This window comes from Streptomyces sp. NPDC101194, assembly GCF_044767885.1.
Taxonomy (GTDB): Bacteria; Actinomycetota; Actinomycetes; order Streptomycetales; family Streptomycetaceae; genus Streptomyces.
In genome coordinates, this window is sequence record NZ_JBIWOS010000011.1 from 113,794 (window position 1) to 136,145 (window position 22,352).

Here is a 22,352-nt window from a genome sequence, read left to right on the forward strand (position 1 = left end):
ACCCACATGGCCGCCACCACACACGCGCCGCCGAGCGGTGCCGGCACCTCACGGACCGGCACCGCTCGGCGGGTGTATTGCGTCGTCGTCGCACTCGTCGTGCTCATGCTCGCCGTCTTCGCGAGCGTCATGTTCGGCAGCCGGACCACCTCGTTCAGTGATGTGCTGAACGTGCTGTCCGGCACCGCCGACCCGAATGTCACCGCCATCGTCGAGAGCCGGTATCCCAGGACCGCGCTCGGTGTGCTCGCCGGCCTCTGCCTGGCCGTCGCGGGCACGCTCATGCAGGGGGTGACCCGCAATCCGCTGGCCGATCCCGGCCTCCTCGGGATCAACGCGGGCGCCTCCGCGAGCCTCGTCACCGCGACGGCCTTCCTCGGGGCGTCGGGCAGTACGGACACCATGTGGTGGGCGCTGCCCGGTGCACTGATCGCCGGCCTGCTCGTCCACGCGATCGGATCGGCGGGCTCGGGCGCGGGGCTGGTGCGGCTCGTGCTGGCCGGCGCGGTGCTCTCCGCCGTGCTGATGGCGTACATCCAGGCCGTGACGCTGAGCCGGCCCAAGGTCTTCGACAGCTACCGGTACTGGGTCGTCGGCGCCCTCGGCGGCCGGGACTTCGACGTCTTCTGGTCGGTCCTGCCGTTCGCGGGGACCGGTCTGCTGATCGCCGCTCTGCTGGGGCCGGGTCTCAACGCGCTCGCACTCGGCGACTCGACCGCGGCGTCCCTCGGGGCGCACCCGGCCCGAGTGCGGGCGGGCGGCCTGCTCTCGGCCACGCTGCTGAGCGCCGCGGCGACGGCGGCGGTCGGCCCGATCGCCTTTGTCGGCCTGGCCGTTCCGCATGTGGTGCGGGCCCTGGTCGGTGTCGAATTCCGGATGCAGATCCTGTTCTCGGCGCTGGTCGGCCCCGCGCTGCTGCTTCTCGCGGATGTCGTGGGCCGTGTGGTCATGCGCCCGCAGGAGCTGATGGTCGGTGTCGTGACCGCGTTCATCGGCGCGCCCGCGCTGCTGGTCGCCGTACGCAGGATGAGGGGCAACGCATGACGTCGCATCAGGCCGGGTTCCGCACCTCTTCTCCCAGGGGTTTCCTGAGAATCGGCAAGACCGTCGCGCTGCCGGTCCGCCGGGTGTCGGCGCTGACGGCCCTCCTGCTGTTCGTGCTGCTCGCGGTGGCCGCCGTCGCCACACTCTCGCTCGGCAGGCTCGGTGTTCCGCTCGCCGATCTCGCCGGGGCGCTGACCGGCGGGGCCGAGGGCAGGAACGCGTTCGTGCTGGAACGCCTGCGCGGCCCACGCCTGGTGGTCGCCCTGGGCACCGGTGGGGCGCTCGGCCTTTCCGGGGCGCTGTTCCAGTCCGTCACCCGCAATCCGCTCGGCAGCCCCGACGTGATCGGCCTGGCCTCCGGTGCCGGGGCCGGTGCCGCGATCGTGGCGCTGATGTTCCCGGACCGTGTGCCGGTGGCGCTCGGCGCGCTGCTCGGCGCCGTTCTTGCCATGGCGCTGGTGCACGTGTCGACCGGTACCGGATTCCGCAATCCCGCCCGGCTCGTCGTCGCGGGGATCGGTGTGGCCGCGATGGGCACGGCGATCACGCAGTACGTCGTCTACGCCATGGAACGGGACCGGGCGACGGTCCTCACCGCCTATGTCAACGGGAGTCTGTCGGCCCGGTCCTGGGACGACGCCACCACGATCTGGCTCGTACTGCTGGTGGTGGCCCCGCTCACCGCGCTGATCGCGCGGCGGCTGGACATCGGGGAGATGGGCGACGACATCGCGGGGGCGCTGGGCTCCGGACCCCGCAGCACGAAGACGATCGCCGTCGTCCTCGCGATCGTGCTCTCGGCGGGCGCCGTCAGCGTGGCCGGGCCCATCGCGTTCATCTCTCTGACGGCCCCGCAGATCGCCAAGCGGATCACCCAGGTCTCCGGCCCGCACCTGGTGCTCTCCGCGCTGACCGGCTCGCTGCTGCTGGTCCTCGCGGATCTCTGCGCCCAGCAACTGCCCTTGTTCGACGGTCTGCCCGTCGGCATCTACACGATGGCTGTCGGAGGCGTGTACCTCGGCTGTCTGCTGATACGGGAGTGGCGCCGGGGCGTCCTGTGAGGCCTGCCCGGTCCGTCACCCGCGGCTGAAGCGGGCCGTACGGCGCCGCCGGCACGCCCTCGCACACGACCCGTTTCGCCCCCGCGCCGCCCGCACGCCCTCACGCAGGGCCCGTTCCTCGCCCTCCGCGTCGTCCGCCCGCGGCGAGTGCGAGGGCACGGCTGCCGCCGGTTCGGTGGTGCGACGGCCCGGCGCACTCCCGGGCCCGGGAGCGATGGTCGCCGATCACGACGAGCCCGACGCCGGGTCCGGGGTGATCCCCCTGCGGGACATCCTGTCGGCCACGCCGAAGTCACCTTCCCCACCTCGCCCTTGAACACGTTCAAGAAAGGTCGTAGAGTCATCGCCGCACACAGTTGAACGCGTTCAAGTCGGGAGGCTCGGTGTCTCTACTGGTCGATCTGATCGTGATGCTGGGCATGCTGGTGGTGGTCCCCGCGGGGCTGCGGCTGACCGGAGCGCCCGAGCTGGACCGGATGCGCCGCCTGTGGCCGCTCTTCGCCGTGCCGGGCGCCGTCGCTCTCTGGCTGCCGCGCGGCGCACCGGCCACCACCCTGGCGGCCTGTTACGCGCTCGGCGCAGCACTTCTGGCCCTGCACGCCCCGGTGCGGCTGCTCCGCGGTCGCACCGCCCCCGGTGCGTGCGCCGTGGCACCCGCCGAGATCGCCCTGCTCACCGCCCTCGTCGCCCCCTCGATCGCGGCCACCGCGCTGGTCGCCGAACGCTCGGGGCACGCCCTCTTCGGCTTCGGGCTCGACATCCTCGCGCTCACCGTGCCGCACTTCCACTTCGCCGGATTCGCCGCCGCGCTCGTCGCGGGACTCGTCTGCCGGGTCACCGACGGCGCCGCGGGCAGGTTCGCCGCCCTGAGCGTGCCGCTGGGCACCCTGCTCGTCCTGGTCGGCTACTTCATCGGCGACCGGGTCGAACTGGCCGGGTCGGTGGTCCTGACGGCGGGCATGTGGGCCGTCGCCCTCCTGACCTGGCGAGCGGTCCGCGGCCCGCAACGGGACCGGATCACCCGCCTGCTGCTCGCCACCTCGTCCGCCGTGCTCGCGGTCACCATGGTGCTCGCACTGAGCTGGGCACTCGGCGAGGCCACCGGGCTCCCGCACCCCACACCGACCTGGATGGCCGCCACCCACGGTCTCGGCAACGCGCTGGGCTTCGCACTGTGCTCGGTGCTCGCCTGGCAGAGGCTCCAGAACCCCATCGATCACGAAGGCAGGACCGTATGAGCGCCCTCACCTACTCCGAGGTCGGAGCCACCCGCCTGGGCCCGCTCCCCGACGGCTACCACCACCTCCACCACCGGACCCGGGTCGGTCGCGGCCGGGCCGACCTGGCGGCGGCGGGCGCGGCGGTCACCGACTGGCGCATGCATCGCAGCAGCGGGGCCGGGATCCGCGCGTCGGCGGCCCGCGCCGTGGCCGGGGTCCTGGTCCGGGTATCGCTCGGCATCGGCCCGTTCCGGTTCACCGCGCCCTGCCGGGTCATCTGGGTGGCGTACGAGAGCGATCGCATCGGATTCGGCTACGGAACACTCCCCGGGCACCCGGAATGCGGCGAGGAGTCCTTCGTGGTGGAACTGACCGACGACGGGACGGTGTGGTTCACCGTCACGGCGTTCAGCCGCCCGGCAGCCTGGTACTGCCGGCTCGCGGGGCCGGTCGTACCGGTGCTGCAGCGGTGGTATGCCCGACGGCTCGGCACCACGCTGCGCCGGATCGTCGCCGAAGGGCGGAACGCGCCGGTCTGAGGGGCTGAGCCGGGCCGTCGGCCCGATACTGGAAGCGATGGAGTGGTTCACCGCAGACGGGTACTGGCTCAGCCGGCTGATCTTCCAGCGGGCTCTGGCCGGTGTCTATCTGTTCGCCTTCCTCACCGCCGCGCTCCAGTTCCGGGCGCTGATCGGTGAACGCGGCATGCTGCCCGTGCCCGCCTTCCTGCGGCGCACGGACTGGCGCAGCGCGCCCGGCCTCTTCCGGCTCCACTACTCCGACCGTTTCTTCGCCGTCGTCGCCTGGACCGGCTGCGCGCTCGCCGTCGCGCTGCTCGCGGGCGTGGACTCGTATGTTCCGCTCTGGGCGGCGATGCCGCTCTGGGCACTGCCCTGGGCGCTGTATCTGTCGATCGTCCAGGTCGGTCAGACCTGGTACGGCTTCGGCTGGGAGTCGTTGCTGCTGGAGACCGGCTTCCTCGCCGTCTTTCTCGGCAACGCGGACACGGCTCCACCGGTGCTGGTGCTGTGGCTGCTGCGCTGGGTGCTGTTCCGGGTGGAGTTCGGCGCCGGGCTGATCAAGATCCGTGGCGACGAGTGCTGGCGCAAGCTGACGTGCCTGTACTTCCACCACGAGACCCAGCCGATGCCGGGACCATTGAGCTGGTTCTTCCACCGGCTGCCGAAGCCCGTCCACCGGGCCGAGGTGGCGGCCAACCATGTCACCCAACTCCTGGTACCGGTGCTCCTCTTCACTCCGCAGCCGGTGGCGAGCGCGGCCGCGGGGCTGATGATCGTCACCCAGTTGTGGCTGGTCCTCTCGGGGAACTTCGCCTGGCTGAACTGGGTGACGATCACCCTCGCCCTGTCCGCCGTCGACTGGTCCCTGTTCACCGAGCCGCCCGCACAGTCCGCGCCACCCCTCTGGTACGAGATCGTCGTCCTCGGGGTCACGGCGCTGGTGGTGTTCCTCAGCTACCGCCCGGCGCGCAATCTCATCTCCCGCCGGCAGGTGATGAACCGCTCGTTCGACCCGCTGCATCTGGTCAATACCTACGGCGCGTTCGGGAGCATCAGCCGGGTGCGGCTGGAGGTCGTGGTCGAGGGCACGAAGGAGCGGGTGCTCCACGAGGGCACGGTCTGGCAGGAGTACGGGTTCCGCGGCAAACCCGGCGATCCGCGCCGGCTGCCCCGCCAGTTCGCCCCGTACCATCTGCGGCTCGACTGGCTGATGTGGTTCGCGGCGCTCTCCCCCGCGTACGCGGGGCCCTGGTTCGGACAGTTCGTGGAACGGCTGCTGGAGAACGACCGGGACACGCTGCGGTTGCTGCGTCACAACCCGTTCTCCGAGGCCCCGCCCACGCATGTCCGCGCCAGGGTGTACCGGTACCGGTACACGACCTGGCGCGAACTGCGGGCCACCGGACGCTGGTGGCACCGCACCTATGTACGCGACTTCATGCCCCCCGTCTCGTTGAGGGTCCTCCCGTAGGTCCCGTCCGGCTCAGCCCGACCAGGCGATCTTGAACACCCAGGCGTGCTCTCCGGTCCTGCGGGCCGCCGCCGGTACGTCGATCACCAGCGAGCCGCCCGTGGTCCGCCAGCCGAGCGGCCGATCGTGACCGAGCAGCGTGACCCGGTCACCGCTGCGGATCGGCACCGGCGCCTCGACGGTCAGGGTGGAGCCGGGCCGGGCCAGGGAGTGGATGTAGAAAGCCTTGTCGGGCCGCACGGTGAACCGCAGGTCCTCACCGAGCTGCGGCATCCGTGCCCAGTACGTGGTGTCGTAGATCGCCTCCCCGTTGGTCCTCAGCCACTCCCCCGTCTCGCGCAGCCTGCGCTGCATGATGTCGGGGATCGTGCCGTCGGCCCTCGGGCCGATGTCGAGCAGGAAGTTGCCGTTCTTGGAGACGATGTCGACGAGCGAGTGCACGATCTCCTCCGCCGTCATGTACTTCTCGTCGGGCGTCAGGGCGTTGTAGCCGTAGCTGTACGGGTCGAGGCCGCGGCTCGATTCCCACTTCGCGGTGACGATCTGGTCGTACGTCGTGTACTCGGGCGTCGTGAAGTCGTGCGGCCCGATCCCCGAGCGGTTGTTGACGGTGACCTCGATCGGGCGGGCCCGGTTCTTGGCATGGTTGAAGTACTCGGCGAGCACGCGGTGGCTGTCGTTGTCGCCACCGATGTCGCACCAGAGGATCTCGGGGCCGTACCGGTGGATCAGCTCCAGCATCTGCGGGCCCTGGAACTGGGTGACGTAGTCCTTTCCTGCCGTGTGCCCGGTGTAGGGGACGGGCTCCAGGGTGTACGGATTGCGCGGGGCGTGGCCCATCCAGGGGTGGTCGGGGTTGAACCACTCGGGCATCGAGAAGTACAGCCCGGGATGGAGTTCGGGGGTGTAGCGGCGCGAGGCGTCGAAGAGCTCCTTCACGAGGTCGCGCTTCGGGCCCATCCTGACGGAGTTGCGTTCGGAGAGCTTGGTGTCCCAGAGCGCGAAGCCCTCGTGGTGCTTCGAGGTGAGTACGTGGTACTGCGCACCCGCGTCCCGGAACAGTTCCACCCAGGAGCGCGGGTCGAAACGCTCGGCGCGGAACCGCGGGATGAAGTCGTCGTAGGCGAAGGACTCGCCGTAGGTGTCGCGATGGTGGGCGTAGGTGGGGTTGTTGGGGTCCTGCATCTGGTTCCAGTACCACTCGGCGTACTGCGTGCCGACCGGGGCCCAGGCGGGTACCGAGTAGACCCCCCAGTGGATGAAGATCCCGAACTTGGCCGCCTGGAACCAGTACGGCGCCTGATGGGTGGAGAGGGATTCGTCCGTCGGGACGTAGTCGGGGACGCCGAGGGTGAGCGACCGGCGGACGGTGGCGGCCTGCTGTCCGCGACCGCGGGCGACAACGTTGCCGTCCCGGGCGGTGCCGGGCGCCGTGCCGGGCCTGTTGCGGATGCCGATGCGGACACGGGCCTGGTCGCCGGGGGCGAGTCGGGTGATGCGGGCGGGCGCGACGGTACGGGCTCCTGGCACGTCCACGGCGAGCGTGAGGCCGTCCGCGGCGAGGATGCCGACCGTGCCCGCGTTGACGACGGTGGCCTCGACGCTCTGGGCGCCGGAGTCCAGCAGGGAAGTGGTGGAGTGGGCGTCCCGAAGGGTCAACGCACGCCCCTGGGCGGCCGGCTGGAGGGACAGCGCGAAGATGTGCAGGGACGACTTGCCGGCCTCGGCGGGCTGGGTGGTGGGCAGGGTGAGCGCGACGGCTTCCCTGGCCGGGTCGAGCGCGATCTCGCTCACGGCGATGGACACCTGGTGCCCGTCCTTGGCACCGTCGGCCCTGTAGCGGTACGCGGCGGTGACGGCGCCGCTCCCCGAGTACCAGTCGGCGCCGCCGAGGACCGGGGCCGAGGTGGTGCCGTCGGCGTAGTGGACCGTGGCCCTGCCGGATGCGGCGCCGTAGCTGCACGCGGTGAGGAAGAGGCCGGAGAGATAGCGGCCCGGCGGGAGGTCGATGCGCTGCCCGAGGGCGACGATGTTGTTCCTGGCACCCGCTCCTGAGCCGGGGAAGAGAAACGCGGTGCCGTCGATGTTCCGTTCCCCGGCGGGGAGTTCCTCGCCGGGGAAGGTGTAGCCGGAGCCGTCGAAGTTGCCGCCGCGGGCATCGGCGGTATCGATGCCGTCGTTGTCGAACCACCTGTCGAGGGGCACGGGGACGGCGGCGGGGACGGTGCCCCAGTCGCCGTCGTGGGCACCGGCCGCTGCGGGCGTACGGGCGACTCCGGTTCGCGGGGCCGCATCGGCGGTGGCGGGGGTGAGCAGGGCGGCGCCAACTGCCGCCCCTGCCGTCATTCCGAGTACATGGCGTCTGGGAAGTTCGGTCATGACGTCCGATGATTGGAGCACGACGCGAACCTGTCAATGCAATCTTCCAGACAGAACGAAACCCGTTCCCCACAACCATCCGATGAATGAACGGATTCACTGTCGGGCCGAATGATCCGCGCCGGCCCCGGCCAGGTTCCCTATCTCGATTCCTCCCGGGCCCGCAGCAGCTTGGTGATCTGTCTGACGAGCTCGTCGTCGCTGGTCACGGCCTTGCCCGAGATCAGGGCGCCGAGGCGCTCGGCGGTCTGGAAGTCGTACGCGCGCTCCACCTCCGAGCCCGGCACACGGTCGTACTCGTCCGCGGCGCGGAAGCCGACGGTCAGGTCGACCACCTTCGCGATGAGCCAGGTGAGGATGAAGGAGAACGCGATCACGGAGACGATCGCGACGAGCTGCTTGCCCAACAGCCCCCAGCCACCGCCGTAGAAGAGCCCCTTCTTGCCGCTGATGCGTGCGGTGGCGAACAGGCCGACCATGATCAGTCCGATCAGCCCGCCGACACCGTGCACGCCCACCACGTCGAGTGTGTCGTCGATGTCGAAGCGGAACTTGAGCGTGACCGCGAAGGCACAGACCGCCCCCACGACGAGGCCGGTGATCACCGCTCCGAGCGTGTTGATCTCACCGCAGGCCGGGGTGATGGCGACCATGCCCGCGACGGCCGAGGAGACGACGCCCATCGTGGTGACCGTGCCGGTGCGCCACTTCTCGACCAGCGGCCAGGTGATCATGGCGCCCGCGGCGCCGAGTTGGGTGTTGATGAAGGCACCGGCCGCCGTGCCCTGATCGCTCAGCGCGGATCCGGAGTTGAAGCCGAACCAGCCGAACCAGAGCAGCCCGACACCGATCACGACGAGCGGGATGTTGTTGGGCCGTTCCTCACGACGGGCGAAGTCGCGCGGCGCCCGCAGCACGAGCGCGACGGCGAGACCCGCGACGCCGGAGTTGAGTTCCACCGGCAGGCCGCCGGCGAAGTCGAGCGCGCCGAGATGCTTGACGATCCAGCCGTCCTGGTCGAACACCCAGTGCGCCAGCGGAATGTAGACGATGAGCAGCCACAGCACGACGAAGACGAGCCAGCCCTTCATCGTGGCGCGGTCCGCGATCGAGCCGCTCACCAGTGCGACCGTGATGATCGCGAAGCCCATCTGGAACGTGCTGAAGACATACGTGGGGATGTGACCGGACAGTGTCGTCAGCCCGATGTCGTGCATGAACACGTGATCGAGGTTGCCGATGAGTCCGGCGCCGCCGACGTCGGGGCCGAACGCCAGCGTGTATCCGATCGCCCACCAGACGAGTGTGCCGAAGGCGAGCGCGGCGAAGCTCATCTTGATCATCATCAGGACGTGCTTGGTGCGAACCATGCCGCCGTAGAAGAACGCCAGTCCCGGCGTCATCAGCAGCACCATGGCGGTGGCGGCGAGCAGCCAGGCGGTGTCCCCGGAGTCGTACGCGGGTGGCATCGGCGCGGGAGCGGTGTTCATCTGCGGATACCTCGTAGGGGTGTGGGGGTGGGGGCCGGTCGGTGGGGCTACGGTTTACGCGGGTCGGGTGCCGGATGTCCGGTGAGGAGCCGGTGCACGGACCGCCACGCGGCGGCATGTGCGGCGGCGACCTCGACCGGACGGTCGTCCAGGAGCCGGACCCAGGCGCCGCAGTCGCGGGGCAGCACGCTGACCCCGTACAGCACATCGAGCCCGGCCAGCGCCTCGTGCAGAGTGTCGGCGATCTCGGTGGCCGGGACGCGATCGGTGACCACGAAGAGCGATGCGACGTGGTCGTGTCCGGCGAAGACGCCCGGCCCGACGACGCCGTTTCCGGGTCCGCCCGCGCCCGGGGTCAGGCGCAGGGTGTCGATGGCGAGGAGGGTGCCGTCGGGCCGGGCGATGTGCAGGTCCGTGGCGAGGATCCGGTAGGCGTGGCGCTCGCCGCGGGCGAGCCGCCCGGCGGTGAGGATGTCGCCGACGACCACGGTGGCACCGTCGGCCACCGTGACCTCGGTCCGCTGGTAGAACCGCGAGTCCTTGAAGGGGATCAGCGGGTCCGGCAGATACTCGACGTAGGCGCCGGCCCCGGCCGTCAGATGCACGCGCTGGCTCGCGTAGTCGTGTTCCATCCGGAAGACCTTGGTGGCCGCCTGGGTGGTCAGATGCACCTGGGTGCCGGGGCCGCAGCGGAAGTCCATCCGGTAGCGGTCGGCCTGGGCGACACCGCCGCCGGTCGCCATCAGATAGACGTGGCTCATCCCCGGCATGGCGGGGTCGATCCAGAGCGGCCGCATGATCTGCAACGGGGTCTTCTGGTAGCGCTCGACGAGCTCGGTGCGCCCGCCCCGCACGGCGAAGGCCAGGTCGAGGATCCCCACCTTGGCCGGGGAGCCGGGGGCGAGCGTGTCGGGCACGGACGCCAGGGCCGCCACGTCCGGCGGGACACGGACCGCGGTGTAGTAGTCGGGGGCGAGACGGTCCGGGCCGGGGCGGGGCAGGGTGGGCCGCATGTCAGATCAGCGCCTTGCGGCGCGATTCGAGGAAGTCCGCGATGTCCCCGACGCCCACGCCGGTGAGGCAGTCGGTGAGAACCACCGGACGGTCGCCACGGACCCGGTGGGCGTCGGATTCCATGACGCCGATGTCGGTGCGCACATACTGCGCGATATCGATCTTGTTGATCACGAGCAGGTCGGAATCGGTGATGCCCGGCCCCCGCTTGCGGGGCATCTTCTCGCCCTCGGCGGTGTCCAGGACGAAGAGGAAGAGATCGACGAGCGCGGGGCTGAAGGTCAGGGTGAGGTTGTCGCCGCCGGACTCGTAGAGCAGCGTGTCGGTGTCCGGGAAGCGCTCCAGCATCTCGGCGCCCGCCGCCAGATTCATCGTCGGATCGTCCCGTACGGCGGTGTGCGGACAGGCGCCCGTCTCGACGCCGACGACGCGCTCGGGTTCGAGGACTTTGTCGAGAGTGCGGCGGATGTGCTGGGCGTCCTCCTGCGTGTAGATGTCGTTGGTGACGACGCTCGGGTGATGACCGCGCTCGATCAGTACCGGGACCAGCGCCTCGATGAGCGCGGTCTTGCCGGATCCGACCGGTCCGCCGATGCCGACCCGCAGTACGTTGTCGTCCATGGTTCTCCCTGTTCGTGGGGGTGGTGGGATCAGCTGGCGAAGAGCCGGGCCTCGGCGCGTTCATGACGGCCCGACATGACGTCCGAGGCGAAGACGGTGGCGCCGACATCGGCGAGTTCGCGCCGCAACGCTGCGTCGGCCGCCGCCTCGATGACGGGCGCGGCGCCCCGCAGCAGGGTCTGCGCCCTGCGGTGGTCGGTCAGCCGCAGTCTCAGGGCCGCACCTGCGAAGCTCGCGCAGAACGCGAACAGGTCGCAGGCGACGGCCTGACGGACCGGCACACCCATCGCCGCGTGGATGACCCCCGCGGCGACTGCCTGGGTTCCGGGCGCCTCCCGGCGCTCCACACGTCCGACGTAGTCATCGATCTCCGGGCGGTCGAAGACCTCCTGGGCGAGGTCGAGAAGCTGCCGGCCGGTCCGGGTGGCGGCCTGGCGCATCTCCCGGCCCAGCTTGGTGGCGAACAGATGCTCGTCGACTCCGGCCACGGTCTCCGGTTCGCCCGCCCGTGTCGCCCGGTGGGCGAGTGCGAGCGCGGTGGCGTCGGCCGGGCCGACACCGTGCAACAGCAGGTCTTCGAGCAGCGGCGGCAGGCTGCCGGGGTCGACCGCCCCGGCCTGGGCAAAGCCCTCAAGGCTGTGCGACAGCGTGTAGAAGCCGCTCGGGAACGCCGAGTCGGTCAGCTGGAGGCTGACCAGCAACGGCCCGAGCCCGGACCCGGGCGGCCGGGCCCCGATGGCGGCGAGCCGGGCCGCCGCCGGGGCCGGGTCACCCGGCGCATCGCTCTCGTCGCGGTACATCGATGCCCTAGACCAGGAAGAACAGGTGGTTGAGGGGCAGTTCCTGAGCCGGGTCGATGGTGGCGACCTTGCCGTTGAGGGTGACCTTGAACGTCTCCGGGTCGACCTTGATGTCCGGCAGCGCGTTGTTGCGGATCATGTTGTGCTTTCCGATGGTCCGGGTGCGGCTGACCGGCAGCACCTTGCGTTCCAGGCCCAGTTCGGCGGGGACCCCGGCGGCGATTCCGGCCCGGGACATGAAGGTGACATGGGTCGACGGCAGGGCCTTGCCGTACTGTCCGAACATCGGCCGGTAGATCACCGGCTGCGGGGTCGGCAACGAGGCGTTGGGATCGCCCATCTGCGCCCAGGAGATGATGCCGCCCTTGATCACCATCTTCGGCTTGGCCCCGAAGGAGTGGATGGGCCAGAGCACGATGTCGGCCAGCTTGCCCTTCTCGATCGAGCCGATGTGGTCGGAGATCCCGGTGGCGATGGCCGGGTTGATGGTGATCTTCGCGAGATACCGCAGCACCCGCTGGTTGTCGTTGCGGGCGGAGTCGCCCTCCAGCGTGCCGAGCTTGTCCTTGCAGTGGTGGGCGGTCTGGAAGGCCCGGGTGACGGACTCGCCGACCCGGCCCATGGCCTGCGAGTCGGAGGAGAACATGCTGATCACACCGAGGTCGTGGAGGACCGACTCGGCGGCGATCGTCTCGGCGCGGACCCTGCTGTCGGCGAAGGAGACGTCCTCGGGGATGTCGTGGCTGAGGTGGTGGCAGACCATGACCATGTCGAGGAGCTCGTCCACCGAGTTCTTGGTGTACGGCAGCGTCGGGTTGGTCGAGGACGGCAGGATGTTCGGCTCGCCCGCGACCCGCAGGATGTCCGGGGCGTGGCCGCCGCCCGCGCCCTCGCTGTGGAAGGTGTGGATGGTGCGGCCGTCGATCGCGGAGCGCGTGTCCTCGAAGAATCCGCTCTCGTTGAGGCTGTCCGTGTGGATGGCCACCTGGACGTCGTACCGGTCCGCGACGGCCAGGGCGTTGTCGATCACGGCCGGGGTGGCACCCCAGTCCTCGTGGACCTTCAACGCGCAGGCTCCGGCGACGATCTGCTCGCCGAGAGCCTCCGGCAGACTGCCGTTGCCCTTGCCCATGATGCCGAGGTTGACCGGGAGCGTCTCGGCCGCCTGCAGGAACCGGGCGATGTTGTAGGGGCCGGGTGTGCAGGTGGTGCCGTTCGTGCCGTCGGAGGGGCCGGTGCCGCCGCCGATGAGGGTGGTGATGCCGTTGGTGAGCGCCTGCTCGGCCTGTTGTGGGGAGATCAGGTGGACGTGGGTGTCGATGGCGCCCGCGGTGGCGATGAGGTGCTCACCGGCGATGGCCTCGGTCCCGGGCCCGATGACCAGGTCGGGGTGGACGTTGTTCTGGGTCTGCGGGTTGCCGGACTTGCCGATGCCCGCGATGAACCCGTCCTTGATGCCGATGTCGCATTTGACGACGCCGACGACGGGGTCGATGACGACGACGTTGGTGATGACGGTGTCGAGCGCACCCTGGGCGCTGGTGGCCTGCGGGTCGGAGGCCATGCCGTCGCGCATGGTCTTGCCGCCGCCGTAGAGGACCTCGTCCCCGTACTGGCCCTCGCTGAAGTCCTTCTCGACCTCGACGACGAGGTTGGTGTCGGCGAGGTGGAAGCGGTCGCCGACCGTCGGGCCGAACATGTCGGTGTACTGCTTGCGCGGCAGGATGGGCATCAGCGCGAACCCTTCTTCTTCTTCGACTTGGAGTCCTTGGAGTCCTTCGGGTTCTTCGGGCCTCCGGTGTCCTTGGTGTTCCTGGTGTTCTTCGGCGGAGTGCCGGAGCCGGTGTCGTTCCGGGCTCCCTGGAAGCCCTGCTCGATCGCCTTGCGGACCGCCTCGACCCTGGCCGGGTGGGAGGCGAGGCTGCCGTTGAGCAACCCGCTGAAGCCCACGAGGCGCCCGGTGCCGGCGTACGCGCACAGCTCCACCTTGCGGGAGCCGCCGGGCTCGATGCGCACGGAGGTTCCGGCGGGAATGTTGAGGTGCATGCCGAGCGCCTTCTGACGGTCGAACTCCAGTGCCGAGTTCACCTCGAAGAAGTGGTAGTGCGACCCGACCTGGACGGCGCGGTCGCCGGTGTTGCTGACGGTGAGCTCGACGGTGCGGCGACCTGCGTTGATCTCGATCGGATCCTTGCCGTAGAGGTATTTCTGACGGAACGTCATACGGTGCTCCTGATGACTGGGCCCGCGCCCTGAACCTGCGGGTGCTGACGCGCGTGCTGATGTGGGTGCGTGTGCGTGTGTGCATGTCCGTGACCACGGACGTGGTCGTGGCCCCCGCCCGGCGGATGGGTGTGCGAGTGGCCGTGCTCGTCGGCTGCGGCCAGCCCGGTCGCCATGCCGTCGTCACCGCGCTCGGTCCACTTCCGCCGGGCATCGGCCACGCGCTCGGCGAGGACCCGGGCCAGCGCGGCGGGAGACACCAGCGGACCGGCGCGTTCGACCGGGGTTCCCGGTACGTCCGGCACCTCGGGCAGCACGAACGCGGCCGGGAGCAGCACCACGCGGGACGCACCGAGCAGCATGCAGCGCCGCACCCCCTCGACCGGATCGGGATCGCCACCACCGAAGGCGACCTCGACCAGGGCGTGGCTGCCGAATCGGCGGACCAGGCTCGCCACCCGGTACAGCTCGGCGTCCTCGAACGGATCGCCGGACGGGGCGGTGACGAGCAGCGCCGCGGCATCGGGCGCGCGGACCGCCGCCGCCCGCAGCCAGGCGACCAGGTGCCCGGAGGTGCCGAACGGCTCGGCGAGCACGGTCCCGGAGCGTTCGGCGGCAGGCAGGGCGCGCAGGGTACGAGCGGTGTCCGCGACGAGTTCCGGGTCGCGGCCGAGCGTCATGGGGACGACGCACACCTCCTCGCCGCCACGCCTGTGTCCGGCAACGCTCCGGAACAGCTCGCGTCCGCCCGGCACGACGGTCACCGCCGGATCCACCAGGCCGTGCAGAGCCTTCCCGTACGCGGCTTCGTGCCCGCACACGGCGATCACCCGGCAGCGGTCGGACATCGGGCTCAGCCGCCGACGGGGTCGTGGCAGGACACCAGCTTGGTGCCGTCCACGAAGGATGCCTCGACCTGCAGCAGCCCGAGCATGTCCCGTACGCCCGGCATGGTGTCGTCCTCGCTGACGACCTGGCGGCCGAGCTCCATGCAGTCGGCGACACTCCTGCCGTCCCGGGCGGCTTCCAGGATCGCTTCGGTGATCAGCGCGACGGACTCGCTGTAGTTGAGCTTGAGACCGCGGCCCTGGCGCTTGCGGGCCAGGTCGGCCACGACGTACACCAGCAGTTTGTCGATCTCGCGAGGTGCGAGGTTCATCGTCAGTACCTTCCTCGGGGCTGTGCGGGCAGGGGTGGGGGACGTTCGTGGGCGGGCGGGGTCAGTCGCTGCGGCGAAGGCGCGTCAGCAGCGGGACGGCCGCCATGAACGCCCAGGTCGTGAGGATGAAGGGCCAGGTGAAGGTGTGGCCGCCGAACGGCTTGAAGAATGACGTCAGTGAGGCCGTGAGGCCGGTGGTGGCCGCGGCCCCGAAGAGCGCGTAGGCCCCGTTCCACACCGTGGCGGTGAGAAAGACCGCGCCGATCGCGATGGCGACGAGAACGGCGTTGTATCCGTAGATGCCTTCGGCGATCAGTGCGGTGGGGGCGCCGAGTGCCCAGGCCGCGAGAATTCCCACGACGCTGCCGGCCGCCGCGTACAGCACCACGCGCACTCCGGCGCAGGCCAGACCGACGAGCATGATGAGCCCGACGTACCACTCACCCACCAGGAAGATCTGCGACACATTGGTGAAGAAGGCGTGCCACAGGTCGTTCCACGAGATTCCGGTGTCCCCGCTGGTGGCGCTGGCGACGGCCTTCGGGGCGCCGTGCCAGATCCGGTCGAAGGACGGCGCGCCGAGCACCATGACGCCGGAGACCAGACAGAACGGTGCGGTGAGCGCGGTCAGTCCGTAGGGCGTGAGCAGGGTGGTCAGCGTCGCCGTCAGCAGGGTGCACATGATCGCGCCGACGACGGTGAGCACGTAGGTGGCGGGGTGGTGTCCGAGCGAGGTGACCAGTGCGATGCCGGTGAGGCAGCCGCTGTAGCCCTGGAGGCCGAGCGCGATGCCCGACCGGTCGACACCCAGCGCGTAGGCGGTCGCCGTGGAGAGCATCGTGCCGAGCGTGGCGAACAGGCCGGTCTGCCAGCCCGCGGCCCACAGCCCGGCGAGGATGAACGCGCCCGTCCAGATCCCGGGTTGGAGGTCGACCTGTCCGACTCCACGCACCGAGGCCAGGAGGTAGGCGGTCGGCCGGCGGCTTTCGAGCCTGCGGACGGCATCCGGCTCGGCGATGGACAAGGCGGGCTCCAGCGGTTGGACGGAGAGGGCCGCTCCCCATGACTGGGCGGAGAGGTCGAAGAACCACTCATCGCCATCCACACACACGGCAGGTCGCTTTTCCCGTTGTGAGGTCTTCAGGTGATCCATTCGAGTGCGCAGCGGCGTCGTTCAGCGCGCTGGGCATCCCGTGTCCGCCGGCGCTCATTACGTTCGCCGGATGTCCCCGAAGATGGCGCTTCACCGTTTCACCCACCCCGATCACCATCCCGGCGTGCAGTTCACCGTCGTCGCGGTCGTCGCGGTCGGCGGCGCAGCGGGGGCGGCGGCCCGCCGGGGCGCCGAGCTTCTCTGGCCGACCGGCCCGACGGCGTTCCCCTGGACGATCCTGCTGGTCAACGTGGTGGGCTGCTTCCTCATGGGTGTCCTGATGGTCACCGTGAAACTGCGCTTTCCCGGCGCGCCCCGGCTGATCAGCCCGCTCCTGGGCACCGGCGTGCTCGGCGGGTTCACCTCGTTCTCGCACTACACGGACGACGTCCGGCAACTGTTCGAGGTCGACCGGCCCGGCTACGCGGTCGGCTGCCTGCTCCTGACGGTCGTGGCCGCGCTGACCGCCGTGACGGTGGGTGCGTTCATCACCCACCGCGCGTTCGGGCGCGCCCACCGCACACAGGGCGGCGCCTGATGCTCGACTGGCTGCTCGTACTCGCCGGCGGGCTGGTCGGCGCGCCCCTTCGCTACCTGCTCGGGGTCGATGCCAAGTTCCGCCTCCACAGCGCCTTTCCGTGGGGTACGTTCGCGGCCAATGCCGGTGCGGCCCTGTTCCTCGGTTTCATCTCCGAGGCGGTGACCGACGGGGAACTCGGACCCCGGCTCCAGCTCCTGCTCGCCACCGGATTCTGCGGCGCCCTGTCGACCTGGTCGACCTTCTCGTACGAGCTGCTGACCCTCACCTCGGCTCGCCGTCTGGGCATCGCGGGCGGCTATCTGTTGCTCGGCGTCGGCGCGGGTGTGGGGCTCTCGTTCGCCGGGGCCGCGGTGGCGGACACGATCCTCTGACCGGCGAACGGGCCGGAACGACCGAGCTCCGGCCCGCCCCTTGCGGGTGCGGGCCGGAGCTCGGCGGTGAAGCGGTCGGACGCGAAGCGGTCAGTCGATGCCGGGCAGGATGTGCGGCTCGGCGAGGTCGTCCTCGTAGCCGGCCAGCCGGATCGGCGCGGACCTGGCCCAGACCTCGATGTTGCGGAGCTTCTCGGGCCTGCGGGCCCGTTCTCCGTATCGTTCGGCCGAAGGCTTCTCGTGCTTCGTCAGTTCTGGTGTCGTCACCGCGCACTCCTCTGTGTCGCGTGGCCCCCGGCATCGCCGACGCCCGGCCTCTGTGCCAGGAGTCGATCACCCGCGAGGGGCGGGGGAAGGAACAGTACGGTCGCGGTGGCGCCGGGTACGGGGCGGGACGGCGACTCGGTTGAAAGCCTGTCCCAGGACGGTCGGGGAGGGTTCGTGGACTCCCCGATGACGTCCGTTCACATCAGAGTAACCAAATGAGCGCGTTCCCGCTCGATGGAATGCGTGCTCTAGGTCACTTTCGGCCACGGCATACGGAAAGGACCCGGCCAGGAGCGGTTCCCGGCCGGGTCCACGGCGCCGCGCACACGCCGCGTCGCCCGTTCCTACCAGTTGGCGGGCGCGTAGTCCTTGAGGAAGCAGCCGTACAGGTCCTCGCCCTCCTCGCCGCGCACGATCGGGTCGTAGACCCGGGCGGCGCCGTCGACCAGGTCGAGCGGGGCGTGGAAGCCCTCCTCGGCGAGGCGGATCTTGTCGGGGTGCGGGCGCTCGTCGGTGATCCAGCCGGTGTCGACCGCGGTCATCAGGATGCCGTCCTTCTGGAACATCTCCTGGGCGCTCGTGCGGGTGAGCATGTTCAGCGCGGCCTTGGCCATGTTGGTGTGCGGATGGCCGGCGCCCTTGTAGCCGCGGCCGAACACGCCTTCCATCGCCGAGACGTTGACCACGTAGGCACGCTTGGCCGCGGTCGCCGCCATCGCCGGGCGGAGCCGGCTGATCAGGATGAACGGCGCGGTGGAATTGCAGAGCTGGACTTCCAGCAGCTCGATCGGCTCGACCTCGTCGACCGTCTGGATCCAGCTGTTGGTGTCGTCCAGGTCGGGCACGAGACCGCCCGCGTCGATCGCCGTTCCGGCGGCGATCCGCTCCAGGGAGGCGGACCCGGTGACCAGGGCGAGCTCGGTCACGTCCTGCGCGCTGAGGCCTTCCTTGCGGGCGGCCGGAAGCGCCGCGACCCGGTCGACGGTGCCGCTGCCGAAGGTGCCGATGACCTCGGCGGCGGGCAGTTCACCCGCCGGCAGAGGAGCGGACTCCGCGTGGACCAGTTCGCTGTACGCGTTGGCGGAGCGGCGTACCGTCTGCGCGGCGTTGTTGATCAGGATGTCCAGCGGGCCCTCGGCGGCGACCGAGTCCGCGAGCGCGACGACCTGGGCCGGGTCGCGCAGATCGATGCCGACGATCTTCAGCCGGTGGATCCACTCGTCGCTGTCCGGCATCGCCTTGAAGCGGCGGATCGCGTCGTTGGGGAAACGCGTGGTGATGGTGGTGTGCGCACCGTCGCGCAGCAGCCGCAACGCGATGTACATGCCGATCTTCGCGCGACCGCCGGTGAGAAGCGCGCGGCGGCCGGTGAGGTCGGTCCGCGCGTCGCGGCGCGCCCGGTTCTCCTGGGCACACTGCTGACAGAGCTGGTGGTAGAACGCGTCCACCTCGACGTACCGGGTCTTGCAGATGTAGCAGGACCGCGGGCGCTGGAGGACGCCCGCGATCTCGGCACGGGCCGAGGACGACGGCAGGATCCCCTGCGTCTCGTCGTCGATACGGTCGGCCGAGCCGGTCGCGGTGGCCTCCGTGACGGCCTTGTCGTGCGCGGTCTTGGCGGCGCGGCGCTCCTGACGGCGGCGCTGCTTCACGGTCCGGTAGATCCCGGCCGTGGCACGGCGCACGGCGATGGCGTCGGGGTGGTCGACCTCGATGGTGTCGAGTTCGTCGAGCACGCTCAGGCAGACGGCCAGCCGCTCCGGGTCGATACCGGGACCGAACTCCTCAGTGCCGGGAGCGATCTCCGGGCTGTCCTCTGTCACCGTCATTGCCGTTCCTCTGTCACTCGTCCCTCGTGGCGCCGACCGCCGTACCGGGTCCTGTCGGGCCGAACACCCCGGTCAAGTCTGCCATGCACCCGGTGCTGCTCCGTTCGGGTGACGTGTCCCGTGAGGTGCCCCGTGGTTCGCCGGGCACGTCATGGCGCGACCGCGAGCGCTCCGAGCCGCTCCGCCCATGGGTTCCTCCACGGATCGGTCACATATGCTTCCCTGCGACACGGCCGGAGCCGGGCCGTGCCGTCCGTACACAGGGGGTGGACAGTGGCCGAGCTCCCCGTGGGCGGATCTCCGGCGCAGCCCGTGCGCCCGGCCGCCGTCCCCGTGCAGAACGGGCAGTCCCCGGCCGACAGCGGTTCCGTCTGGGACGTCGATGCCGTGATCCTGCTGGTCGAGGACGACGCGGGTGACGCGCTCCTCGTCGAGGAGATGCTCGCGGACAGTGAGCTCGACTCGGCGTTGACCTGGCGCAGGACGCTGACGGAGGCGCGCCGGTTCCTGGCCGGCTGCCGGACCCCGTGCTGTGTCCTGCTCGATCTCCACCTGTCCGACGGGGACGGCCTGGACGCCGTCACCCGGATCGTGGAGTCGGCGCCCGACGCGGCCATCGTCGTGCTGACCGGCAGGTCCGAGGCCGACACCGGCCTGTCGGCCGTGGCGACCGGCGCCCAGGACTATCTCGTCAAGGGCCGGCTCGATCCGGAGGCGCTGGGGCGCTCGGTCCGCTACGCCCTCCAGCGCAAGCAGGTCGAGCGGGCCGCCGCCGCGTTGCGTGCCAACCGGCTCATGGCGCAGGAGAACGCCCGTCTGGAACGCGGTCTGCTGCCCGTTCCCCTGTTGCACGACGACTCCTTCGAAGCGGTGGCGCGGTACGCACCGGGCCGGGCCCAGGCCCTGCTCAGCGGTGACTTCTACGACGTGGTGCAGACGTCCGACGGCACGGTGCACGCGGTGATCGGCGATGTGTCGGGGCACGGGGCGGCCGAGGCGGCGCTCGGCGTCTGTCTGCGGGTGGCGTGGCGCACGGCGGTGCTGTGCGCCACCGGTCAGACCGAGCAGGTCCGGCTGCTGGAGGAGATCCTCGTCGCCGAACGCTCCGACCCGCATGTCTTCGCCACCGTCACCTCACTGGTCTTCGCACCGGACCGACGCGGGGTGCGGGTGGTGCGGGCCGGTCATCCCGGGCTGCTGCTGCGCGGCGGTGCCAGGGTGAGCTGGATCGAACCCGAGCCGGGCATGGCGCTGGGACTGCTGCCGGGTACGGGGCACTGGAGCGTCTCGGAGCTGTCGCTGCCGGGTGACGGCCGGATCGTCCTCTTCACGGACGGCCTCTTCGAAGGACGCACGGGGCCGAGAACCCGGCTCGGCGAGGACGGGCTGCTCGCCATGGCCCGCCGACACGGGTCACTGGCGGCCCGTGCCTTCGTGGACACCCTGGTCGACGAGGCCGCCGTGGCCGCGTCCCCGTACGGCGGCCTCGCCGACGACGTGGCCGTGCTCCACCTGGGCTGGGGGCGGGAGGAGCCGCGGTGAGCGGCAGGGACGCACCGCCGGCCCCCCGCCGCCGTCCGGCCTCCCGCCTGTCGGTCCAGAACCGGGTCCATCTGATTCTCGCCGTCTTCGTGCTGGTCGTCTGTGCCGAACTGACCGTCGGTGGCCTGGTGCTCGCCCGGATATCCGACCGCACCACCGAACTGGTGGACCGGATCCAGCCGGCGCGCTCGTCGTCCTTTCAACTGCAGAACGCCCTGCTGGACCAGGAGACCGGGGTCCGCGGATACGCGCTCACCGGTGATCCGACGTTCCTTCGGCCGTACGAGGCGGGGATGCGGGACGAAAAGCTGCGGCTGGCCAAAGTGCGCGCGCTCGTCGGGAACGAGCAGCCCTTCGCCGGCGATCTCGACCGGATCGCCGCGGCCGCGCGGGAGTGGCGCAGCCTGCACGCCGAGCCACTGGTCGCCGCGGTACGGCGGGACGGCCCCGCGTCCGAGTCCTCCGCCCCGATCCGGCGGAGCAACCGCGAATTCGACACCCTGCGGCGGCTGTACGCCACCCAGCAGGCACACCTCGACGCGGCGCGCGACCGGGCCCGCGCCGATCTGAGCACGGCCCGCACCACCCGCGACCAGGTACTGATCTCGTTGGTCGTGGGCTTTCTGATCGCGGTCACCTCACTGAGTCTGCTGCTGAACCGGATGGTGGGCCGGCCGCTGAGCCGGCTGACCGCTGCCTCCGAGACGGTCAGCTCGGGGGCGTTCCACCATCGGATCGAGGTGGACGGCCCGTCCGATGTGCGGGCGGTGGCGGCGGCCGTGGAGGACATGCGCCGTCGTATCGTCGAGGAGCTGGCCGAGTCCCGGGAGCGCGAGACGCTGCTGGCGGACCAGACTCGGGAGCTGCGCCGGTCCAATGGAGAGCTGGAGCAGTTCGCCTATGTGGCCTCGCACGATCTGCAGGAGCCGCTGCGCAAGGTCGCCTCGTTCTGCCGGCTTCTGGAGAAACGGTACGGCGCGGAGCTCGACGACCGGGCGCGGCAGTACATCGACTACGCGGTCGACGGCGCCGGGCGGATGCAGGTGCTGATCGACGATCTGCTCACCTTCTCCCGTACCGGCCGGGTGCACGAGAAGTGGAAGCCGGTCGGCCTCGACCGGACCCTCGACCGCGCGCTGGCCAATCTCGCGCTGGTCGTCGAGGAGTCCGGTGCGACGGTCGTACGGGAGGGCCCGCTGCCCGAAGTGACCGGGGACGCGACGGCACTCGCCATGGTCTGGCAGAACCTGATCGGCAACGCGGTGAAGTTCCGCCGCCCCGAGGTGCCGTGCCGGATCACGGTCGGCTGCACGCGGGAGGGCGACGACTGGCACTTCCGGGTGACGGACAACGGCATCGGGATCGCACCGGAGTCCGCGCAGGACGTCTTCGTCGTCTTCCAGCGGCTGCACAGCAGGGACGAGTACGAGGGGACGGGCATCGGGCTGGCCCTGTGCCGGAAGATCGTGGAATTCCACGGCGGCGGGATCCGGCTGGATCCGCAGACCGCCGAAGGCACCTGCGTCCACTTCACCCTTCCCGTCACCCCTGCCGCGGCGGCGTACCCGACGGCGCGACCGCTCGTCGTGGACCCTTCCGCCACGAGACCCGGCCATGGCTGAGATCTGCCGGGGTCTCCCCGGAGT

General features: G+C 70.5%; 21 protein-coding genes. 9 read left to right on the forward strand and 12 right to left on the reverse strand.

Annotated features, from left to right (window positions below; translation table 11 throughout):
* Positions 1–6: 6 nt before the first annotated feature.
* From ACIRP2_RS32105 to ACIRP2_RS32125, 5 genes are all read left to right on the forward strand, one after another.
* Positions 7–1,044 carry a FecCD family ABC transporter permease gene (locus tag ACIRP2_RS32105; RefSeq protein ID WP_404256471.1) on the forward strand — a complete coding sequence of 346 codons (1,038 nt, stop codon included), beginning with the start codon at positions 7–9 and terminating at the stop codon, positions 1,042–1,044.
* On the forward strand, positions 1,041–2,105 hold the full coding sequence (locus tag ACIRP2_RS32110) for a FecCD family ABC transporter permease (RefSeq protein ID WP_404256473.1): 1,065 nt from the start codon (positions 1,041–1,043) through the stop codon (positions 2,103–2,105). Before ACIRP2_RS32105 ends, ACIRP2_RS32110 begins: the two co-directional genes overlap by 4 nt.
* Positions 2,106–2,488: 383 nt before the next feature.
* Complete coding sequence (locus tag ACIRP2_RS32115) at positions 2,489–3,343, forward strand: YndJ family protein (RefSeq protein WP_404256475.1); 855 nt, start codon at positions 2,489–2,491, stop codon at positions 3,341–3,343.
* Complete coding sequence (locus ACIRP2_RS32120) at positions 3,340–3,864, forward strand: DUF1990 family protein (protein ID WP_404256477.1); 525 nt, start codon at positions 3,340–3,342, stop codon at positions 3,862–3,864. Before ACIRP2_RS32115 ends, ACIRP2_RS32120 begins: the two co-directional genes overlap by 4 nt.
* Before the next feature lie 37 nt (positions 3,865–3,901).
* Positions 3,902–5,317, forward strand: coding sequence for a lipase maturation factor family protein (locus tag ACIRP2_RS32125; RefSeq protein ID WP_404256479.1), 1,416 nt, complete (start codon positions 3,902–3,904; stop codon positions 5,315–5,317).
* A gap of 12 nt (positions 5,318–5,329) precedes the next feature.
* Here ACIRP2_RS32125 and ACIRP2_RS32130 read toward each other — a convergent pair whose 3' ends face one another.
* The 10 genes from ACIRP2_RS32130 to ACIRP2_RS32175 form a co-directional block, all read right to left on the reverse strand.
* On the reverse strand, positions 5,330–7,696 hold the full coding sequence (locus tag ACIRP2_RS32130) for an alpha-L-fucosidase (protein WP_404256481.1): 2,367 nt from the start codon (positions 7,694–7,696) through the stop codon (positions 5,330–5,332).
* 140 nt (positions 7,697–7,836) lie between these two features.
* Positions 7,837–9,186: an ammonium transporter gene (locus tag ACIRP2_RS32135; RefSeq protein WP_404256483.1), complete on the reverse strand. Its 1,350-nt coding sequence runs from the start codon at positions 9,184–9,186 to the stop codon at positions 7,837–7,839.
* A 47-nt stretch (positions 9,187–9,233) separates the two neighbouring features.
* Positions 9,234–10,199 (reverse strand): urease accessory protein UreD, encoded by a 966-nt coding sequence (locus tag ACIRP2_RS32140; RefSeq protein WP_404256485.1) that lies wholly within the window; start codon positions 10,197–10,199, stop codon positions 9,234–9,236.
* 1 nt (position 10,200) lies between these two features.
* A complete protein-coding gene (gene ureG / locus ACIRP2_RS32145; protein WP_404256487.1) occupies positions 10,201–10,821 on the reverse strand; it encodes an urease accessory protein UreG in 621 nt (206 codons plus the stop codon).
* A 29-nt stretch (positions 10,822–10,850) separates the two neighbouring features.
* Entirely contained in the window at positions 10,851–11,621 is a 771-nt protein-coding gene (locus ACIRP2_RS32150) for an urease accessory protein UreF (RefSeq protein WP_404256489.1), read from the reverse strand.
* A 7-nt stretch (positions 11,622–11,628) separates the two neighbouring features.
* Positions 11,629–13,353 (reverse strand): urease subunit alpha, encoded by a 1,725-nt coding sequence (gene ureC / locus ACIRP2_RS32155; RefSeq protein WP_404256491.1) that lies wholly within the window; start codon positions 13,351–13,353, stop codon positions 11,629–11,631.
* Positions 13,353–13,844, reverse strand: a complete 492-nt coding sequence (locus tag ACIRP2_RS32160; protein ID WP_404256493.1) for an urease subunit beta — start codon at positions 13,842–13,844, stop codon at positions 13,353–13,355. The genes ureC and ACIRP2_RS32160 overlap by 1 nt, the downstream gene beginning before the upstream one ends.
* Positions 13,841–14,692 (reverse strand): cobalamin biosynthesis protein CbiX, encoded by an 852-nt coding sequence (locus ACIRP2_RS32165; protein ID WP_404256495.1) that lies wholly within the window; start codon positions 14,690–14,692, stop codon positions 13,841–13,843. The genes ACIRP2_RS32160 and ACIRP2_RS32165 overlap by 4 nt, the downstream gene beginning before the upstream one ends.
* A gap of 5 nt (positions 14,693–14,697) precedes the next feature.
* The gene (locus ACIRP2_RS32170; RefSeq protein ID WP_404256497.1) at positions 14,698–15,003 is read right to left on the reverse strand and encodes an urease subunit gamma; all 306 of its coding nucleotides are present in this window, start codon (positions 15,001–15,003) and stop codon (positions 14,698–14,700) included.
* A 61-nt stretch (positions 15,004–15,064) separates the two neighbouring features.
* Positions 15,065–16,027, reverse strand: a complete 963-nt coding sequence (locus ACIRP2_RS32175; protein WP_404256792.1) for an urea transporter — start codon at positions 16,025–16,027, stop codon at positions 15,065–15,067.
* A 199-nt stretch (positions 16,028–16,226) separates the two neighbouring features.
* On the opposite strand from ACIRP2_RS32175, the gene ACIRP2_RS32180 reads away from it, so the two are divergent.
* Both ACIRP2_RS32180 and ACIRP2_RS32185 read left to right on the forward strand, forming a co-directional pair.
* Positions 16,227–16,694: a fluoride efflux transporter FluC gene (locus ACIRP2_RS32180; RefSeq protein ID WP_404256499.1), complete on the forward strand. Its 468-nt coding sequence runs from the start codon at positions 16,227–16,229 to the stop codon at positions 16,692–16,694.
* Entirely contained in the window at positions 16,694–17,068 is a 375-nt protein-coding gene (locus ACIRP2_RS32185; protein ID WP_404256501.1) for a fluoride efflux transporter FluC, read from the forward strand. Before ACIRP2_RS32180 ends, ACIRP2_RS32185 begins: the two co-directional genes overlap by 1 nt.
* A gap of 90 nt (positions 17,069–17,158) precedes the next feature.
* On the opposite strand, the gene ACIRP2_RS32190 is transcribed toward ACIRP2_RS32185, so the two are convergent.
* Both ACIRP2_RS32190 and ACIRP2_RS32195 read right to left on the reverse strand, forming a co-directional pair.
* A complete protein-coding gene (locus ACIRP2_RS32190; protein WP_351081417.1) occupies positions 17,159–17,335 on the reverse strand; it encodes a hypothetical protein in 177 nt (58 codons plus the stop codon).
* Positions 17,336–17,679: 344 nt separating this feature from the next.
* Positions 17,680–19,164 (reverse strand): SDR family NAD(P)-dependent oxidoreductase, encoded by a 1,485-nt coding sequence (locus tag ACIRP2_RS32195; protein WP_404256503.1) that lies wholly within the window; start codon positions 19,162–19,164, stop codon positions 17,680–17,682.
* A gap of 273 nt (positions 19,165–19,437) precedes the next feature.
* Between ACIRP2_RS32195 and ACIRP2_RS32200 the strand changes: the two genes are divergently transcribed.
* Positions 19,438–20,706 (forward strand): PP2C family protein-serine/threonine phosphatase, encoded by a 1,269-nt coding sequence (locus ACIRP2_RS32200; RefSeq protein ID WP_404256505.1) that lies wholly within the window; start codon positions 19,438–19,440, stop codon positions 20,704–20,706.
* Positions 20,703–22,328, forward strand: a complete 1,626-nt coding sequence (locus ACIRP2_RS32205) for an ATP-binding protein (RefSeq protein WP_404256507.1) — start codon at positions 20,703–20,705, stop codon at positions 22,326–22,328. The genes ACIRP2_RS32200 and ACIRP2_RS32205 overlap by 4 nt, the downstream gene beginning before the upstream one ends.
* The last annotated feature ends 24 nt before the right edge of the window (positions 22,329–22,352 follow it).